Source organism: Streptomyces vulcanius, assembly GCF_042653945.1.
Classification (GTDB): Bacteria; Actinomycetota; Actinomycetes; order Streptomycetales; family Streptomycetaceae; genus Streptomyces; species Streptomyces mangrovi.
Genome location: NZ_JBHSFK010000084.1, coordinates 1 through 15379, shown reverse-complemented (window position 1 = coordinate 15379; position 15379 = coordinate 1). Strand labels below are relative to the sequence as shown.

Below are 15379 nucleotides of genomic sequence, written 5' to 3'. Positions count from 1 at the left end.
TCCACAGCAGGCGGGTCATGTCGTCATAGCCGTAGCGGCGGCGGCCGTCCCCGCCGCGCTCGGGCTCCGGCAGCAGACCGATCTCGTGGTAGTGGCGGATGGCGCGTGGGGTGATCCCGGCGAACGCCGCGGCGTCACCGATCTTGACCTGCCGGGGAGGCGTGAGGGAGGGGTACATCGCAGACAGAGCCCTTCGTGCTGTGGTGCCCCGACCCCACCACATGCCGCTACGGCATGTGCAACAACCCCATCCAGGTGCCACCGGAGCCAGGCCCTAGCTGCCGCCGGGACCGATCAAGAACGACGAACCAGCCGGGAACGCAGAGTGACCACCGGCGGCCAGATAGCTCCCCGCCAAGTGGCCGCCGCTGGGGAATTCCCACTGATCGCCGACACTGGAGAGCAGCAAGCACAACAGGATGCTGTGGGGCAGACGCCAGGCCGCCGCCCTCCGGTCCCCGCGCAGTCTGGGTGATCCATCGGCGTCCACGGATGCACTGGCTGAGTCCTGTGGGCGTCGCGCTCACGGCAGATCCAGGCCGGAGCCTGCCCCGGGCCGGCATGCGCGACTGAGGCGCCGACCGCGCCAGCAATTCTGGCTAGGACACCTCGGTCGGGCACGTGAGCGTGAGGCACTACAACGGCGCCAGCTTCTCGACCGGCGCACTACGTATGCGAGGGGCGGCTCTCGGGCACCCCCCTACTTCATCCGGAACGGTTCCAAATGATCAAAAGCCCACGTGCGGTAGCTCCGGGCTGGACGCCCGAGCAACTCGGGGACCGTCGGATATGCATGCTTTTTCGTGCCCAGATTTCCACGGGCCGCGCTCTCCAGCAGTGCTTGGGCCACCGGGGCTGGGTAGCGTTCCAGAAGCACACGTGCAGCCTGGTCGTCCGGCAGTTGCTCGAATCGCAGCGGCCGGCCCAGCAGGCCGGCGAGGATTTCGGTCTGCTCTACGGCGGTGAGTGCCGCAGGTCCGGTGAGGGTGTAAACCCGCTGTGAGTGAGCCTCCGGTTCTGTCAGCGCCAGCGCCGCGACGTCCGCGATGTCCCTGGGGTCGACTGTGGCGTTGAGGGCCGTGCCATGCACGGCGCGCACCACGCCCTCCGTACGGATAGACCGAGCCCAGCTGAGGGTATTGGACATGAAGGCGCGGGGACGCAGCAGTGTCCAGGACAGGTGGGAGGCGCGCAGCTGGCGCTCGTTCTCTCGCTGCCACTCGGTAATGAGGTCGCTGGCCCCGGGATCGCTCACTGCCTCGGCCGACAGCTTCACCACATGATGCACGCCTGCTGCGCGGGCGACCGCCAGGAAGTTCACGTCGTGGGCGCGGGTAAGTGGGTCCGCAGTCACGAGAAGTGCGGTGCGCACGCCGACCAGCGCCGTGCGCAGAGAACTGGGGTCCTCAAAGTCCCCGCCGACTACGTCGGTTCGGGGGCCTCTGAGGACAGCAGCTCGATGTGGGTTCCGTGCCAGGATCCTCACCGGCAGAGTGTTGGACAACCGCTCGACGACCAGTCGGCCGACGGTGCCGGTGGCCCCGGTGACCAGGATCATGACTCGGTGAGGTCGAGCGAGGCGACGACGCGCTCGGCGCGTTCCGCGTTGGTTTCGAGGCGCAGGAGCAGACTGGGCACAGCAATCGCAGGCAGGATGTGTGTCCACAGCGCGGAAATTCTGTCGGCAAGGTCTTCGCGGTTAGTCAGTGCCCGCGACATCACTTGGATGCCCGCGAATGCGCCGACCAGCAGGTCCACGGTCGCCCTAGACTCCACCGTGGGCAGCAGTTCGCCTTGCTCCCGGGCCTGTTCCATGAGAACCAACAGCCGCTCCGGCCACTGGCGGAACGGGCCGCTGTGATCGACCCCGGGCGGCGTGGTCTGATCGACCGTCAGCCGTACACTGCCGCGCAGCAGGGCGTTGGTCTGCAGCCCGTGCGCGACCATGAACGTCATGTCGATGACTTCCTGCAACCTGCAGGACTGCGGCGGAACGGTGCCGAACGGTACCTGTTCATCTAACACTCCCTGCGCCAACGCCTCCTTCGAGGGGAAATGGAAATACAGAGCGCCCTTCGTGACCTTGGCTCGTTCCAGAACCATTGCGATCGTGGCGGGGTCGTAGCCGTGTTCGTCGAAGATGGCTCCCGCCGCTTCGAGGATTGCCCTTCGCTTCTTGATGGCCCGGTCCTGTATCGCCATAAGAGCCCTTCCACGCGTTGAGTTGACCAGTCCGAAACCGTGATCAGAACTGCTCCGATCATAGGGCGTAGCCGAGGCCACCTCGCTGAAAACAAACCGACCGCCTCGTACGTCCACGCCGCAATGAACACCCGGCTCGCGCGCTTCCCGTCAGCCAACCAGCCTCACTTCGACCCGAAAAGACAAAATTCGCCCGACTCGACGGCTTCTCGGGTATCACGGCGCGCTGTGATCATGTCACTGCTTGCCACTGCCACGGCCGTGGTCCATGCCGGCCTTGGATACATGCGAGCCGGTAGGCCGCCTGGTCCTTCGCGTTGGGGTCGTGATCCGCTGCCTTGAAGGCGAAGGTGACGAGCCTGAGTTCCCGGGTGCCCCGGAGAGCGAGGTAGCCGTCCCAGGTCATCACGTCATGGCCGTGCGACTCGCAGAACTTGGCGTCGGCGGTGGGCGGGCCGGAGACGCGGTATGGCCAGGGCCGCGACCGGATGCCGCACTTGGGTCCATTCTCAGATCCGCGGGGGGCAGAGCCTGGGAGAGACCGCACAGGGCGTTTTCGTGTGTGCGCTCAGGTCAGCGCAGGCCGTCTGTGTCGTCGTGCTCTTCGCCGACTGGGAGTGGCCGACGGTCGTCCCCCGGGTCCTCGCTGTAGACGGCCGCGGAGACCGCGCTGTCGTAGGCGCCGTTGAGGCCGTTGCCGCTTGTGCCGAGCATGTTCTCCCAGTCGATTCCCATGCCTACGAGCCTAAACCGTATGGAGAACCGGCGCCTCGCTCGCAAGTTGGCGCGAGTTGCCGCCACTCTGAGTGACGGTAGAGCCGCAATTGCGGGAGGTGCCGGTCATGTTCGAGCGTACGTATGCCGGGCTGGATATTCACGCCGGTTCGGTCGTGGGGGCCGTGATCTATGGAGTTTCCGGGGAGATCCGGTCGCTGCGGCTGGCGCCGCAGACGGAGGCGGTGTGGGGCCCTCGAGCAGATGGCCACCGTCTCGCCGTTCGCGCCGGTGGTGAGGCGGCTGGGGTGCCTGCGCGGGGGTCAGCGTACTGACTGCCTTCGGGCCGGCCGTCGAGGTCGGCGACTGGTATCCCTTCACCGGCGCCACCATCAGCTCCTATCTGGGCCTGGTGCCGTCGGATGCCTCCAGCTGCCAGCGCCGGGCGCAGGGTCCGATCACCAAAACCGGCAACAGCCACGCCCGCCGGCTGCTGCTGGTGGAGGCGTCCTGGCACCACCGCAAGCGGTACCGTCCCAGCCAGGAGCTGATGCGCCGCCAGGCCAGTCAGCCGCCCGCCGTCCGGGACCGGGCCGAGCGGGGCAACCGGTGCCTTAACCAGCCGTGGAAGCGATTCGACGCCCGCGACAAACGGCCCACCATCGCCGCTGTGGCCGTCGCCTGCCTCGGCCACCCCGCCGCCGGCGCGGAAGCGGTTGATCTCGGGCTGCGCCGTCTGCACGACCCGCAGGTAGCGCGGGTCTTGCAGCATCTCGACCGAGCGGCGCTGGCTCTCCCGTCTGCGCGCCGGGCCTAACACCGACCTCGCCGAGGCTCTGGTGCCACTCACCGAACGCAACACAGCCAGTCCGGGCTGTGGCTGAGCACTTCGGCCACAGCCTGCGCCGCAGTGCCTCCACTCTGCGGCTGGCTCGGCTGCTGTGGGGCGTTCGGCCCCAGGGCACCCCCTGCTCCGCTGCCTTGTTCCGATCTAGCCTCGCACTTCGCAGGTCACCCGATCGTGAAGATCAACCGGCCGAGATCGGTGTGTTTGATGCAACATGAGGAAGGGATCAGCGGAATCTCTCCGGGTGCCGCGCGTGTGCTCCTGCTGTGCCCGCCGTCGGTCTCACCTCACGGTCGCATGCTCTCGGGGGCTGCTTCGACACGAGCAACGCGGTCGCTTATCTCCTGGAGCTTGGCGTTGAAGTGCTCCTCTGGGTTGGCAACGAAGGAGTGCAGTGCGACCAACGCGGTGACTGCAACATCCACGAGCTCGTCGGTCACCTGGTGGACGCCGCTCGTTGGCGCCTTCCGGGGGTTCCGCCCCCGGGAGGTGATGTACGCCTGGGCGGCTTCGCCCGCTTCCTCGGCGACCTTCAGAAGACGCATTGCCGTCTCGTGCCAGTCTCGGCCGTTGTGACGATCGAGCCATTCAACGAAGCTGCGTAGCGTCGGCCAGAGGTCGGCGCTGGGGGCTGCGGGACGTGTGGCCATCGCTTCTCCAAGAGGCATGGTGTTGGGACGGCGGTGAAGTCCTTCTGAGCTAGCCGCCGAAACGCCGCTGCCTTGAGGCATAGAAGTCCAGGGCGCGATCGAAGTCGGCGCGTGAGTAATCCGGCCACAGGCAATCGGAGAAGTACAGCTCCGCCCAGGCGGCCTGCCAGATAGACATGTCGGACATCCTCTGCTCGCCCGACGAGCGAATCACAAGGTCGAGCTCTGGCTGGTGGTTCTGGGCGAGATGGGCGGTCACTGCCTCGGGTGTCACATCCGAGGCGGCCACAGTCAGGGCTTTGATCGCCGCAACGATGCTGATCCGTCCGCTGTGCCCAATCCCGCATATCAGCACAGGCCCGTTGAACCCGTCGGTCGCCTCCACGGCACGGAGGCAGGAGGCCGATAGCGCGTCGGGGAGCAGGCTTAGGTCGCCGGTGACGGCGAGACGCCAGCGGCGCTGCTCGACGATTCCCCACATCAGGGCTTCGATCACGCGCAGAAGCGCTGACACCTCTTCCGCGGGCCGGTTGGTCACGTTGCTCTCGTTGATCAGCCATGCCGTAACCGTGGTGACACCAGCGTCGTCGCACCATGACAAGAATTCGATCAGTCGGGCGGCGCCCACTGCGTAGGCCGCCTGGATGGTTGCGCGGTGCTCTCGCGCCCAGCGGCGGTTGCCATCCATTATCACGCCTATGTGACCGGGAGTAGCAGACAGCGCGCTGGCAAAGATGGGCTCGTTGAGCTGGTGCGGGGGGTTCACGTGGTTCCTGCCGTGGTTCGGAGGTGGGTTGGCGTCCACGCCTGCTGGGCGTGACACGGGGCCGGCCGCGCAGGCTCGTGACGCGCACTCGGAAGGATCTCCGCCTGGCGCTCCAGGAACCACCGGTAGTCGACGAAGTACTCGGCAGGCACAGGTCAGGCCGCCTGGGGGGCGTGCTCGGCCGCGGGGCCGCCGAACTCCGCGTCGAAGGCGGAGAGGGTCGCGGGGTGGCCGGTCACCCGGCGGAAGATCTCGCCGCCCTCGGCCAGCACACGCTCGTGCTGCTTCTCCTCGGCCACCTTCGCCAGGTAGTCGGTCAGGGGCAGCGCGGCCGCATCGGCCAGCGCCTGCAGCGTGTCCCGGGTGGCGCCGTCGACCTCGATAGACATGGGTCGAGTATGCCGCGCGGGACCCGGCTCGTACCATCCACTATACAAGGAGGCTGTGACCTGCCCTTCTATGTCTTCCGGGATGGCTCCTCGAACCTGCCGAAGAGCGGGACGGCGTCCAGGGGATCGTGCTTGCTGGTGTCGATGGTCCCGTCGGGTCGGTTGTAGACGTCGTCGGCGAGGGTCGAGTCCGCCTTCCAGTCGCCGCCCGTGTTGCGCTCAGAGAGCGGGACCAGTGCCCGGCGAGGTCGGTGTTCGGCCCGGCGCGCAGGGAGTGGGAGGTGACCTTGAGGCCGTTGATGATGGACACCCCGACGGCCCGCGCGCGGGCCTTGACCATCTCGTTGACCGCGCGGCTGCTGAGGAACAGGCCGCGCACTTTGGCGTTCGCCCGGCGCTTGAGGTTGCCGAGCGTGGTCAGGGCGCGGAAGAGGGGCTTGTTCGGCTGGTACGCGGGCCCGCCGCCGACGGGGTTCTGGTCGTGCTCTATGGGCTCGCGCAGGTCGCCGAGTCAGGCCCGGACCCGGGTGACGATCCGCAGGTCGGCGCGGTCGCGGATGAACCGCCACCGGCCCTTGCCCTTCCTGCGGGTCTTGCTCTTCTCGGTCCACACCCACACGCCGTCGGTGTCCACGCGGATCTGCTTGACGAGCAGGTTGGTGACCTCGACGGACCGGTAGAGCTTGCCGTACTGGAGCACGAGCATGCCGCGTCGCGGCGGCCGATCCGGGTGGTCTCGTCAATCTTATCGAGCACCTTGACCAGGAATTTCAGGGTGAGGCCAGCGGACTGCTCCTTCTCCCCGCCGGCCGGGATGTACTCCTCCAGCCGGTAGTCCTCGATCATCTCACTGACCAGGGAGCCGTCCGGGCGCTCGCCCTTCGGGTATCAGGTGACGATCCGGGTGCAGTAGGCGAGCAGGGAGTCCGGGCTGTACGTGACGTACGAGGCGCCGGGCTTCCCCTTCGCTCCAGGAGGTAGGCGAAGTAGGCGGCGACGTTCGCCGTGGTGGTGGTCGGCTGCGCGATGCGGCCTTCCTGCTCGCACCACTTCTCGAAGCGGGCCAGGGTGGTGTCACGGTTGACGCGGGTATTGCGTGCGCCGCGCTCGGCGATCCGCTTCTTCACCCAGTCCGGGACAGTGAAGTCCTTGGCGGTGAAGCAGGCGTGCTCGTCGGCGCGGGGTGGCAGCTCACCTTCGGCAAGCACTGTGTCCCTGGTAACCCGGAAGGCAGGGGGCGCCGCCTCGACAACGACGTTGTCAGGCAGGCGAATCGGTGCTTCTTCGCCGACCCGCTCGGCGTCGATGATCTCTGCGGCTTGGGTCGCTTGTGCGCTCACCTCGGCTGTTCCCCCTCGGCTGTCTTCCGGTGGCAGTCGGGGATGTGTTCGGTGCACTGCACCCACCAGACGAAGAAGCCGACGGGGAGGGCGACGGCGTGGGCGCTGGCCTCGGTGGGGTGATGGAAGCCGCTCACCAGCTCGCAGGCGCGATCGAGTACGAGCCAACAGCCGCCGTCCCAGCCGTAGTTGCTCACCGCTTGTACCTGCCTGCCGTCGAGGGCGGTGGTCAGGTCCGCGAGGATGTCGCGCAGGGCGCGGGCCGTATTCTGCCAGGTGGCCGGGTGCCAGTATCCAAGCGGGCGCAGTCGCTCGGGCCCAGGGTGAGGTCGAGGCCGAGGTCGGCTGCGCGGGCCCGCGCGTTCTTGTCCGTCGTGCGCAGCCGTGCCTCGGCCGGGTCGTTGCCGCGGGCCGTGTGGGCGTATGCCTGGTAGGCGGCGTACATCACCACCTCTCGCAGCACGCTGGTGCGGTACGCCCACGCCAGCGTGCGGTCGTCGTCGCCGAACTGCATAGCTGGGGCGGCGAGTTGGGCGCGGCAGGCGGCGGCGGTCGCGGGCAGGAAGCGGCGGCCAGCCATCAGCGCACCTCACCCGAGGTCAGCCACAGGCCTGCACCGACACCGAGGGCAGACGCCGCGGCGAGGCCACCGGCGGGGGAAAGCGTCCAGATCACTGCCAGTGCAAGTGCGGTGCCCGCCACGATGCAGAAGGTGCCGACGCCGCGTGCTGCCCAGCTCGACCGGGGTCACTGGTACAGCGTCCGGGCGCCGAAGCCGATCAGTACTGCGGCGACCAGGCTGGTGTCGGCCAACCGGTGGACGGCGAACGAGGCGGTGACGAGGCCGATCATTCCGCCCGCCACCAGGAGCAGCCCGGCCAGTTCGCGGGCGAGCCGTGCCCCGGCACGGTGGCCGGGCTTGTCCTTGGGTGTCGTGTTCACCCGGCGGAAGCTAGGAACGCCTCCGGGCTAACGTCGCGTGGTCGCCGACCTGGCGTCACATGTGCGGGCGGGAGACGCCGGCGACGTACGCCTTGAGTCCGTAGCGGCTGTAGGTGCCGCCCTTGACGAGCTTCGCTCCCGGGGGAGGGGTGGGAGCCGGCTTGCGCTTCGCGCGCACGGACTGGTCTCCGCCGATGAGGTGCCGGTTGTCGACGAGCGCATCGCAGTCGAACGCGGAGACGTCGGCGAAGGGGCGACGGCAGTTCTTGCAGTAGGTGTCCAGTGCGTCGATGCGCTGCTCGACTTTGGTCTTGAAGGAGCCGCGGAAGTTCGCGACACGGGCCACGGCCTCCTCGACAACGATCTCGGCGGCGACGACCCAGGTGTGGGGATGCTTAGTTGCAGTGCTGGAACGGGACGAGGGTTCGTCGGTCACGTGTAGGTCTCCCATGAGGAATCCGGAATCCGGGCCCACTCCAAGGCCGTGGTCATTCTGAAAGACGCGGCATTGAACGAATCCGTTACGTCAACTGCGGTCACCTGGATCGCGCGCTGTGCCCTTGGTTCTGTGATCTTGCGGCCGACTGGGCACGACGGCTTCGCTATTCGTCGGCGGCGCCATCCTGAAGACGGTGGAGTTCGGCGAACAGCCCGTGGGGCCGTTCCAACAGTTCTTGGTAGGTACCGGATTCGGTGATACTTCCGTTGGCCATGACAACGATCCGGTCGGCGATGCGTGCGTTGACAAGTCGGTGAGTAATGACGAGGGCCGTGCGTCCTGCGGCAAGCGCACGGAAGCGGTCGAAGACCTGCCGCTCGGCCCGAGCGTCGAGCGCGGCAGTGGGCTCGTCGAGGATGTGCACGGTTGCCCTGGTGTGGAACGAGCGGGCGAGTGCGATCCGTTGCCACTGGCCGCCGGAGAGGTCGTGACCGCCCCACCAAGAGCGGGCGAGAGAGGTGTCCAGGCCGCCGGGGAGGCCGTCCAGGACGCGGTCGGCGCCACTGGCTCGGGCGGCTTCAAGGACGGCAGCGTCACCGTGCGGGCTTGGGGTGCCGAGGGTGATGTTCTCGCGGGCCGTGAGCGGCCAGCGGGTGTATTCCTGCGGTGTCATCGCCACCCGGCGCCATACGTCACTGGGCGCGGCATCGGCGAGGTTCACCCCGTCCCAGGTCACTTCCCCGGCGTCGGGCAGGTACAGGCCGGTGAGCAGGTGGACGAGGGTGGTCTTGCCGGAGCCGTTTTCTCCGACGAGGGCGACGATCTCGCCTCGTTTGAGGTCCAGGTCGACGCGGTTGACGGCGGGGCGGTCGCTGCCGGGGTAGCAGAAGGTGAGGCCGCGGGCGTTGATGACGTCGGGGCCGTTGTCGGGCAGGGGACGGGTGCCGCGCTGGGTGTGGTGCCGTTGCGCCTCGTCGAGGAACGCCGCCCAGTCGTCCAGGTAGAGGCCGGTACGGAAGACCCTCGCCGTTGCCCGGCTCAGAGTCGTCAGGGACGCGGTCGCGGTGCGCAGCGCGAACAGGGCGGTGCCGGCCGCCGCAGCCTCCAGGCGTCCGGCGGTGACGAGCCCGGCCAGCGCGGCAAATGTGGCGACGAGCGCGAGCGCCGACACGGCGTCCCCGGCGAGCTGCACGCGCAGGCCGCGGAACGCGGCTGCCAGCGCCTCGTTCTCCAGCCGGTTGGAGACCTGCTGGTAGCGGACGGACAGGAAGCGGCCCATGCTGGCGACGCGGATCTCGGCTGCGGTGTTGCGGTCGGTGCTGTAGCCGCGCAGGGTCGCGCGCAGGCGGCTGTCGGAGCGGGCGGCGGTCGCTGCCGCGTGTTCCAGGCGGGCGGCCCACAGTGAGGCGTACGCGCGAGGCGCGGCGGTGAGCAGCAACAGGCCCATGAGAAGGGGGTCGAGGGCGGCGACCACGGCGGTGACGGCGGCGAGCTGCGCGAGGACGGAGATGGCGCTTTGGAGATCGAGTACGAGGTCGCGGGACGACTCGGCGCCCTTGCCGGCTGCTTCGAGCCGGTCTTCGAAGCCGGGGTGTTCGTAGGAGATCAGCTCGGCACAGGCCGCTGCTTCGAGGACACGCAGGTCGGCTTCCCGGAAGACGCGGGGGCTGAGGCGGGCGGCAGCAGCGCGGGCGGCGGTGTCGGCGAAGGCGGCCATGGCGAGCGCGGCGGCCACCCACACGGCCGGTGCCGCGGCGTTGTGCAGGACAGGGCCGACGGGTTCGCTGCGGCCGTAGGCGGCGGCTGCGTCGAGGACCACGGTGATCAGGGTGGTGGTCGCGGTGAGGGCGAGCGCGGCCAGGGCGGCGGCTGCGCCCTGGGCGGCGAGCATGCCCATCAGGGCGCGGCGGTCGGCGTGCCAGGCCAGGCGCATGGTGCGGGCAAGGACGGTGGGCAGGCGGCGGGCGTTGGCGGCCAGGCCGAGGGCGCCTTCGCGGTGGTCGTCGACGTGCCGCATGACGGGCGCGGCGGCGACGGCGGGCAAGGGTTCTGCGGTCACCCGTCTGGTGTAGAGGCCCCTGGCCCGCCTGCCACACAGGTTTGTGCGGCCCGCTGCCGAGAACCGGCAGGTGGGCCGCACGGAGCGTCACTTCCGCGCCTCGCTATTCACTCTTTCGAGTGAATTTGCGGTGCGGAAGTGACACCCGTCCACGGGCGGCGGGGATCGTCGGCGTCCAGTCCGGTCAGGCCGAAGGCGCCGTGGTCGGTCCACACCCAGGCGTGAGCCTCGTTCGGCAGGCGCCGCGCCCCGATGATCCAGTGCGCCCGCCGCCCTCGCAGGGCGATCGTGAGGACGGTGGCCAGGGACACCTCCAGGCACGCGATGCGGCCCGGCCACCATGCGGGCCGGATCACCGGCACCGCGGCTGCCGCCGACGCGGCCACAGCGTGCGAGACCGGCGGCAGGAACCGCAGGCAGCCCAGCAGGCGCATGCGGGAGCGCATAGGGAGGCGCATCATGCCGAGCGCCAGAACCAGCCCCAGCCGGGCCAGCACGCGCGCCGCCCAACCCGGCTCGGCTCCGGGCGTCGCCGGGGCGGTCACGGCGGGCATCGGCGGTGGCAGGGCCGCAGACCCCGGGCCCGAGTCGGTGAGCAGGCCGGCCTGCTTCAGGCTCTCGACGATGCCGATGACGATCGTCTCGACGTTGCCGGGCGTCCCCTCGGCTCGCATCTCCTGGACCAGCTGGGGGAGGGTCTCGCCCAGCGCCGCAGACCAGATCCGCTCTGTGGCGGTGTTCATCCACTGCCATGTCCCGGTACGGGCGTTCAGCACGGCCGCGGCGTCTTCGCCGAGGCCGGCCCGGTGGACGCCGGACGGGACCCGCATCATCGCGCACCTCCTACGGGAGCCGGGGTCGTGGCGCGTGACATCCACCAGGACGTGATGAGGACGTTCTCCAGCTCGGGCAGAGGCGGGCGGCCGATGCCCGCCGTCGCCGCGTCGAGCGCGGTGTGTATCGCGGTGGCATCGAGCAGCCCGCGTTCCACCAGCCCACTCGCATCGATGAGCTCGTGCAGCTCCTGGCGGTGAGCGCGCAGGCCCGCGTACAGCAGAGGGGTGAAGTGACCTTTGGACTGGCGACCCGTCAGCCAGACCGGCAGGTCGGGGCGTGCCAGGCCGAGCAGCGGCTTGTAGACGCCCGGGCGGCGTCGCTCGCCGGCGCTGATCCGCAGGCAGGCGGTGACGACCTCGTTGTCCAGGAACGGGCTCGCCTGGATGACGCCGTGCTCGGCGAACAGCGGCGCACTGTCGCGCAGGGCGGCGCCGTTGTAGCGCAGGGCGGCCCAGTCCTCCCACTCGCCGGCCTCGACGTCGCCCACCGTCTGCCCGGAGTCGTCCAGCATCGCGGCGACCACGTCCCGCCCGTGAGGGGTGAGCCAACGGGCGGCCGCGCCGATGGGGCACCACGTCCACACGCCGAGCCCGTCGCCGAGCAGTTGCCCGGCCGCGACCGCTTCCGCCGCGCGGGACAGGGCGTAGGGACGCCCTCGCGCGGCGTTCCTCACTGCCCGCCACAGTGGGCGGGGCGCGGTGTTGACCAGGCGGGCCTGCGCGGTCACCGCCCTTTTCGCGCGCCGCCACTGCCCGTCCTGCGCCAGCGCCGTCCACGCGGCCGTCGACGACTCCAGCACGACGTCCCCGCCGTGCCCGGTCAGGTGGACGGCGGACACGTCGCGTGCCGGCGGCAGATAGTCCGCGTCCAGCGCGTAGGACGACACCGGCAGGACTGGCGAGTTGGGTACTGCGGACGGCCAGTGGGCATAGTGTGCGGTCGCTGGTCCTCCCCGGCTGACGTGGTGTTCGGCGCCCACGTACGCCGCGACCCGTCGCGCGAGGCGCGTGTCCTCCTCGTCCGCGAGGTCACCGCCGTAGGTGACCGCCAGGACCCGGCTCACGCTGGCCGCGGCGATGACGACCGTTGAGGAATCCAGGCCGCCGGACAGATCCGCGCTCACCCGCGGCCCCGCGCCGCGGGCATAGCTCTGCGCGGCTGTCCACAGCGCGTGCCCGACTTCCTCCGCGCCGTCCTCCAGCACCCGCCCGTCCGGACGGGGCCGGACGTCGACTGTCCGCGCGCCGCCGCCCTCCAGGACCACGGCGTGCCCGCCGGGCACCTGCCGGATTCCCCTCCACACCGACCGGTGGGGCCAGTGCTCTGGCGAGCCCACCGCGATCCGGGCCGCCAGCAGTTCCATGTCCGGGCCGCGGCCGAGCTGCGCCGCCAGCAACGCGGCGTCTGTCGCCCATACCGGCCCCCTCGCCGTCTCCGCGGTGAACACCGCCCGGTACTCGGCCAGATCGCCCGCCAGGATCGTTCGCCTCTGCGCGGTGTCGTGGACGACCATCCAGTACGAGCCGCTCATGCCGGTGATCGCCCCAATGCGGCCCTCGGCGACTGCCCCGGCGACGCGGGCCACTTCGGCGTCACCGCCCCGGCACACACCGGCCACCATGGCGGTCACCGCTCCGTTCGTCACCACCCGCACGCCGGCATCGGGTGTGTGCCACACCCGAGCCGTGCGCACGGCCCCTGCCGGGGCGTCGAACGCGCCCCCGGCCAGCCACCACTTCGCATCCATCCGTTCGTTCCCTTCGTGCCAGGCCAGATACGCCCTGGGGCGGCGCGGTGTGATCCGCGCCGCCCCAGGGTCCGAACGTTGGGTCGGTCACTCGAAGTAGTTCGACTTGTCGGAGTCGTTGGCGCGCTGGCGGCCGAGGGTGACCTCGTCGGCGTCGGCCGAGACCAGAACCGGCAGCTGCGGGGTGACGGCGACCGGGGCCGCGGTGTCCGTGTTCATGGTGAAGTCCTTCCGTCTGCTGTGACGGCCGGCGCCGGGCGGCGCGGCCGGTGGTGCGGTGGTACAGGACGTGCTTGGCGGAGGCCGCCCGAGAAAGCGGTCAGTTGTACCAGGCCACTTCCTCGCGGAGCCCGCTCTGGCTGCTGCCGAGGGTCACCGCGTCGATGCCCTCCGTGTGCAGGACGGGGAGACTGTGGTGTTCCATCCGTGGTTCCTCCGCATTCGACGCGCCGGTGTTTCCGGCGCCCTCACAGCACACCCGTTCGGCGCCGGAGGCGGAATCCGGCGATCTCCCGTGCACGGCGGTGTTTGTGCGTCGGGTGAGCACCCGGTTCCGTGCGGTGCGACGCGGTGGCAGGTCCGGTGTTTTTCGGCGAACTACCTTTTCTGCTACGGGAGTTGAGTACCGCGCAATATCCTGGCAGGCCGCCAAAGGGTACGGAGGAACACCGCATGGGCAGGCCCCCGCGCGACAAGCAACCCAACACCCTGCTGGCGCACTGGATGAAGCGCTGCGGTAAGTCCAACAACCAGCTCGCGCGGCTGGTTACCGAGCGAGGGGCTCAGCAGGGCATCACAGGTCTGGCCACCGACGAGAGCCGGGTACGAGACTGGTTGAAGGGGGCTGTCCCCCGCGACCCCGTCCCGCGTCTGATTGTGGAGGTGCTCAGCACCGCGACCGGCATGGATCTCACTCCCGCCGACCTCGGCCTGCCGGGCGAGTGCGCTCCCGCCGGCGTACGGACCCCCTGGGACCGTACGGCTGCTCTTGCCGCACTCAGCCAGATCACCCGGAGCGAGATGATGATGCCCGACACGCGCACAGGGCCCGATGCCCACGTCCATTCCGGCCGCGACCTACTTGAGCCGCTCCAGCACTGGGCCATGGCCCAGCCGGACAACTCCGCCCAGCCCGCTGCCCGAGGCGGCCGAATGGGGCTGTCCGACGTGGAGGAGATCCGGCAGGCCACCACGGCCTTCCGCGACCTGGACAACCGCCACGGGGGCGTCCTCTCGCGCACCGCGGTCCTCGCCCAGACAGACGCCGTCCTGTCCACCCTGCGGACCGCCACCTACACCGAGGCCGTAGGACGGGAACTGTTCGCCGCCGCCGCAGACCTGGGCAGCGTCGCCGGATGGATGTCCTTCGACGCAGGCCGGCACCGCGCTGCTCAGCGGATGTTCGTGGCCGCCCTGCACGCGGCTGCCGAAGGCGGTGACAAACGACTCGGCGCACACATCCTCCAGTGCATGGCCCGTCAGATGTCCCACCTCGGACACTACGAAGACGCCCTGGACCTGGTCGCGCTCGCCCAGTACGGCGCCCGCCGCCACCTCTCACCGGCCGGGACATCGATGCTCGCGGCCCTCGAAGCCCGCTTCCAGGCGATCCTCGGCAGCACGGCGGACAGCGAGGCAGCCGCAAGCCGGGCCCTCGACGCGTTCAACCACGTCGACAGCGACGCGGAGGACCCGCACATGGCATTCTTCGACCTGGCCGAGCTACAGGCAACCCTGGGCATGGCCCACCAGATCGCCGCCAAGCACCTGGACGGCACGGCTCGTACCATCCGGGTCCGGAGCTCGACGGAACTGGTCGAGGCCGCACTGAGCAGCCGTCCCGAACACCGCCGACGCAGCAAAGCATTCGACCATCTCGGGCTCGCCCGCACCCACCTCGCAGGCCGCGAAGTCGAAGGCGCCGCGCTGGAGACCGCCCGCTGCCTGGAATTACTCGGAACCTTCGGCTCTCGGCGCGTAGCCGACAGGCTCGGCGAACTGTACGAGGAGGCCGAGCCGTTCGCAGAGACCGCACCAGGCCGCGACGTCCGTGAACAGATCCACGACCGTCTCTCCGGGAATCCGGCCCGTTACTGAGGGCGCTCTTCGCCGCGATGGCGATGGCGATGGCCGGGCTCCCCTTGCCTGGCGCTCTTCTGGGCACCGGGTGGGGGTTGTCGTTTGCTGGCAGGCCGGTAACGATGTCGGCCCAGCAGTTCGTGCGCTCCGCGGCCGGCGTCACATGGGGTGGGAGAGCCCGCCGGACGGCGGGATCCCCAGGGAGGCCAGCATCGCCGAGTAGCCTCTCCGGGCCCGCGCACTGTCGGCCGCGAGCCCTGCGGCGTCGCACGCCCGGATCAGGACCCGCCACGCGGCGTCGCGGTGCCCGTCGACCTCGAGGCAGTGTTCGGCCGCCTCCACCGCCTCCACCGGCCGGCTCTGGGCGA

20 protein-coding genes are annotated in these 15379 nt (G+C 69.7%); 2 read left to right on the top strand and 18 right to left on the bottom strand.

The annotated features are described in order from the left end of the window. The 4 genes from ACFPIH_RS55455 to ACFPIH_RS55440 all read right to left on the bottom strand — a co-directional run. Positions 1-178 (bottom strand): MerR family transcriptional regulator (locus ACFPIH_RS55455; RefSeq protein ID WP_381169230.1); only part of this gene is annotated, 178 nt, incomplete at its 3' end. A 522-nt stretch (positions 179-700) separates the two neighbouring features. Beyond that, positions 701-1558, bottom strand: a complete 858-nt coding sequence (locus tag ACFPIH_RS55450; RefSeq protein WP_381187643.1) for an NAD(P)H-binding protein — start codon at positions 1556-1558, stop codon at positions 701-703. Further along, positions 1555-2202, bottom strand: a complete 648-nt coding sequence (locus tag ACFPIH_RS55445; RefSeq protein ID WP_381187646.1) for a ScbR family autoregulator-binding transcription factor — start codon at positions 2200-2202, stop codon at positions 1555-1557. The genes ACFPIH_RS55450 and ACFPIH_RS55445 overlap by 4 nt, the downstream gene beginning before the upstream one ends. Before the next feature lie 573 nt (positions 2203-2775). Beyond that, complete coding sequence (locus ACFPIH_RS55440; RefSeq protein ID WP_381187649.1) at positions 2776-2937, bottom strand: hypothetical protein; 162 nt, start codon at positions 2935-2937, stop codon at positions 2776-2778. 310 nt (positions 2938-3247) lie between these two features. On the opposite strand from ACFPIH_RS55440, the gene ACFPIH_RS55435 reads away from it, so the two are divergent. Next, positions 3248-3733 (top strand): transposase, encoded by a 486-nt coding sequence (locus tag ACFPIH_RS55435; RefSeq protein WP_381187691.1) that lies wholly within the window; start codon positions 3248-3250, stop codon positions 3731-3733. Between the two features lie 317 nt (positions 3734-4050). On the opposite strand, the gene ACFPIH_RS55430 is transcribed toward ACFPIH_RS55435, so the two are convergent. The 13 genes from ACFPIH_RS55430 to ACFPIH_RS55370 all read right to left on the bottom strand — a co-directional run bounded on the left by ACFPIH_RS55430 (position 4051) and on the right by ACFPIH_RS55370 (position 13151). Then, on the bottom strand, positions 4051-4413 hold the full coding sequence (locus tag ACFPIH_RS55430) for a nucleoside triphosphate pyrophosphohydrolase family protein (RefSeq protein WP_381187651.1): 363 nt from the start codon (positions 4411-4413) through the stop codon (positions 4051-4053). 49 nt (positions 4414-4462) lie between these two features. Further along, positions 4463-5179 carry a polyprenyl diphosphate synthase gene (gene uppS, locus ACFPIH_RS55425; RefSeq protein WP_385879389.1) on the bottom strand — a complete coding sequence of 239 codons (717 nt, stop codon included), beginning with the start codon at positions 5177-5179 and terminating at the stop codon, positions 4463-4465. A 155-nt stretch (positions 5180-5334) separates the two neighbouring features. Further along, positions 5335-5568: an antitoxin MazE7 gene (locus ACFPIH_RS55420; protein WP_381187656.1), complete on the bottom strand. Its 234-nt coding sequence runs from the start codon at positions 5566-5568 to the stop codon at positions 5335-5337. A 511-nt stretch (positions 5569-6079) separates the two neighbouring features. After that, complete coding sequence (locus ACFPIH_RS55415; protein WP_381187659.1) at positions 6080-6274, bottom strand: site-specific integrase; 195 nt, start codon at positions 6272-6274, stop codon at positions 6080-6082. A gap of 136 nt (positions 6275-6410) precedes the next feature. Next, the gene (locus ACFPIH_RS55410; RefSeq protein WP_381187662.1) at positions 6411-6908 is read right to left on the bottom strand and encodes a hypothetical protein; all 498 of its coding nucleotides are present in this window, start codon (positions 6906-6908) and stop codon (positions 6411-6413) included. Continuing rightward, positions 6905-7105 carry a hypothetical protein gene (locus tag ACFPIH_RS55405; RefSeq protein WP_381187665.1) on the bottom strand — a complete coding sequence of 67 codons (201 nt, stop codon included), beginning with the start codon at positions 7103-7105 and terminating at the stop codon, positions 6905-6907. The genes ACFPIH_RS55410 and ACFPIH_RS55405 overlap by 4 nt, the downstream gene beginning before the upstream one ends. Positions 7106-7137: 32 nt before the next feature. After that, a complete protein-coding gene (locus ACFPIH_RS55400; RefSeq protein ID WP_381187667.1) occupies positions 7138-7488 on the bottom strand; it encodes a hypothetical protein in 351 nt (116 codons plus the stop codon). Between the two features lie 167 nt (positions 7489-7655). Then, on the bottom strand, positions 7656-7850 hold the full coding sequence (locus tag ACFPIH_RS55395; protein WP_381187670.1) for a hypothetical protein: 195 nt from the start codon (positions 7848-7850) through the stop codon (positions 7656-7658). A gap of 55 nt (positions 7851-7905) precedes the next feature. Then, complete coding sequence (locus tag ACFPIH_RS55390) at positions 7906-8286, bottom strand: hypothetical protein (RefSeq protein WP_381187673.1); 381 nt, start codon at positions 8284-8286, stop codon at positions 7906-7908. A gap of 166 nt (positions 8287-8452) precedes the next feature. Beyond that, positions 8453-10348, bottom strand: coding sequence for an ABC transporter ATP-binding protein (locus ACFPIH_RS55385; RefSeq protein WP_381187676.1), 1896 nt, complete (start codon positions 10346-10348; stop codon positions 8453-8455). A 107-nt stretch (positions 10349-10455) separates the two neighbouring features. Next, complete coding sequence (locus ACFPIH_RS55380) at positions 10456-11181, bottom strand: lasso peptide biosynthesis B2 protein (protein ID WP_381187678.1); 726 nt, start codon at positions 11179-11181, stop codon at positions 10456-10458. After that, positions 11178-12932, bottom strand: a complete 1755-nt coding sequence (locus tag ACFPIH_RS55375) for an asparagine synthase-related protein (RefSeq protein WP_381187681.1) — start codon at positions 12930-12932, stop codon at positions 11178-11180. The genes ACFPIH_RS55380 and ACFPIH_RS55375 overlap by 4 nt, the downstream gene beginning before the upstream one ends. An 87-nt stretch (positions 12933-13019) precedes the next feature. Next, positions 13020-13151 (bottom strand): hypothetical protein, encoded by a 132-nt coding sequence (locus ACFPIH_RS55370; RefSeq protein ID WP_381187683.1) that lies wholly within the window; start codon positions 13149-13151, stop codon positions 13020-13022. A 453-nt stretch (positions 13152-13604) separates the two neighbouring features. On the opposite strand from ACFPIH_RS55370, the gene ACFPIH_RS55365 reads away from it, so the two are divergent. Further along, positions 13605-15029 carry a transcriptional regulator gene (locus tag ACFPIH_RS55365; RefSeq protein WP_381187686.1) on the top strand — a complete coding sequence of 475 codons (1425 nt, stop codon included), beginning with the start codon at positions 13605-13607 and terminating at the stop codon, positions 15027-15029. 141 nt (positions 15030-15170) lie between these two features. Here ACFPIH_RS55365 and ACFPIH_RS55360 read toward each other — a convergent pair. Beyond that, positions 15171-15379, bottom strand: a 209-nt coding sequence (locus ACFPIH_RS55360) for a hypothetical protein (RefSeq protein ID WP_381187689.1), incomplete at its 5' end; no start/stop codon positions are given.

Coding starts and splice junctions, on each gene's coding strand:
- ACFPIH_RS55420 (WP_381187656.1), bottom strand. CDS start 5,568: ATGTCTATCGAGGTCGACGGCGCCACCCGGGACACGCTGCAGGCGCTG.
- ACFPIH_RS55400 (WP_381187667.1), bottom strand. CDS start 7,488: ATGGCTGGCCGCCGCTTCCTGCCCGCGACCGCCGCCGCCTGCCGCGCC.
- ACFPIH_RS55380 (WP_381187678.1), bottom strand. CDS start 11,181: ATGATGCGGGTCCCGTCCGGCGTCCACCGGGCCGGCCTCGGCGAAGAC.
- ACFPIH_RS55440 (WP_381187649.1), bottom strand. CDS start 2,937: ATGGGAATCGACTGGGAGAACATGCTCGGCACAAGCGGCAACGGCCTC.
- ACFPIH_RS55445 (WP_381187646.1), bottom strand. CDS start 2,202: ATGGCGATACAGGACCGGGCCATCAAGAAGCGAAGGGCAATCCTCGAA.
- ACFPIH_RS55415 (WP_381187659.1), bottom strand. CDS start 6,274: ATGCTCGTGCTCCAGTACGGCAAGCTCTACCGGTCCGTCGAGGTCACC.
- ACFPIH_RS55370 (WP_381187683.1), bottom strand. CDS start 13,151: ATGAACACGGACACCGCGGCCCCGGTCGCCGTCACCCCGCAGCTGCCG.
- ACFPIH_RS55430 (WP_381187651.1), bottom strand. CDS start 4,413: ATGGCCACACGTCCCGCAGCCCCCAGCGCCGACCTCTGGCCGACGCTA.
- ACFPIH_RS55365 (WP_381187686.1), top strand. CDS start 13,605: ATGGGCAGGCCCCCGCGCGACAAGCAACCCAACACCCTGCTGGCGCAC.
- ACFPIH_RS55450 (WP_381187643.1), bottom strand. CDS start 1,558: ATGATCCTGGTCACCGGGGCCACCGGCACCGTCGGCCGACTGGTCGTC.
- ACFPIH_RS55375 (WP_381187681.1), bottom strand. CDS start 12,932: ATGGATGCGAAGTGGTGGCTGGCCGGGGGCGCGTTCGACGCCCCGGCA.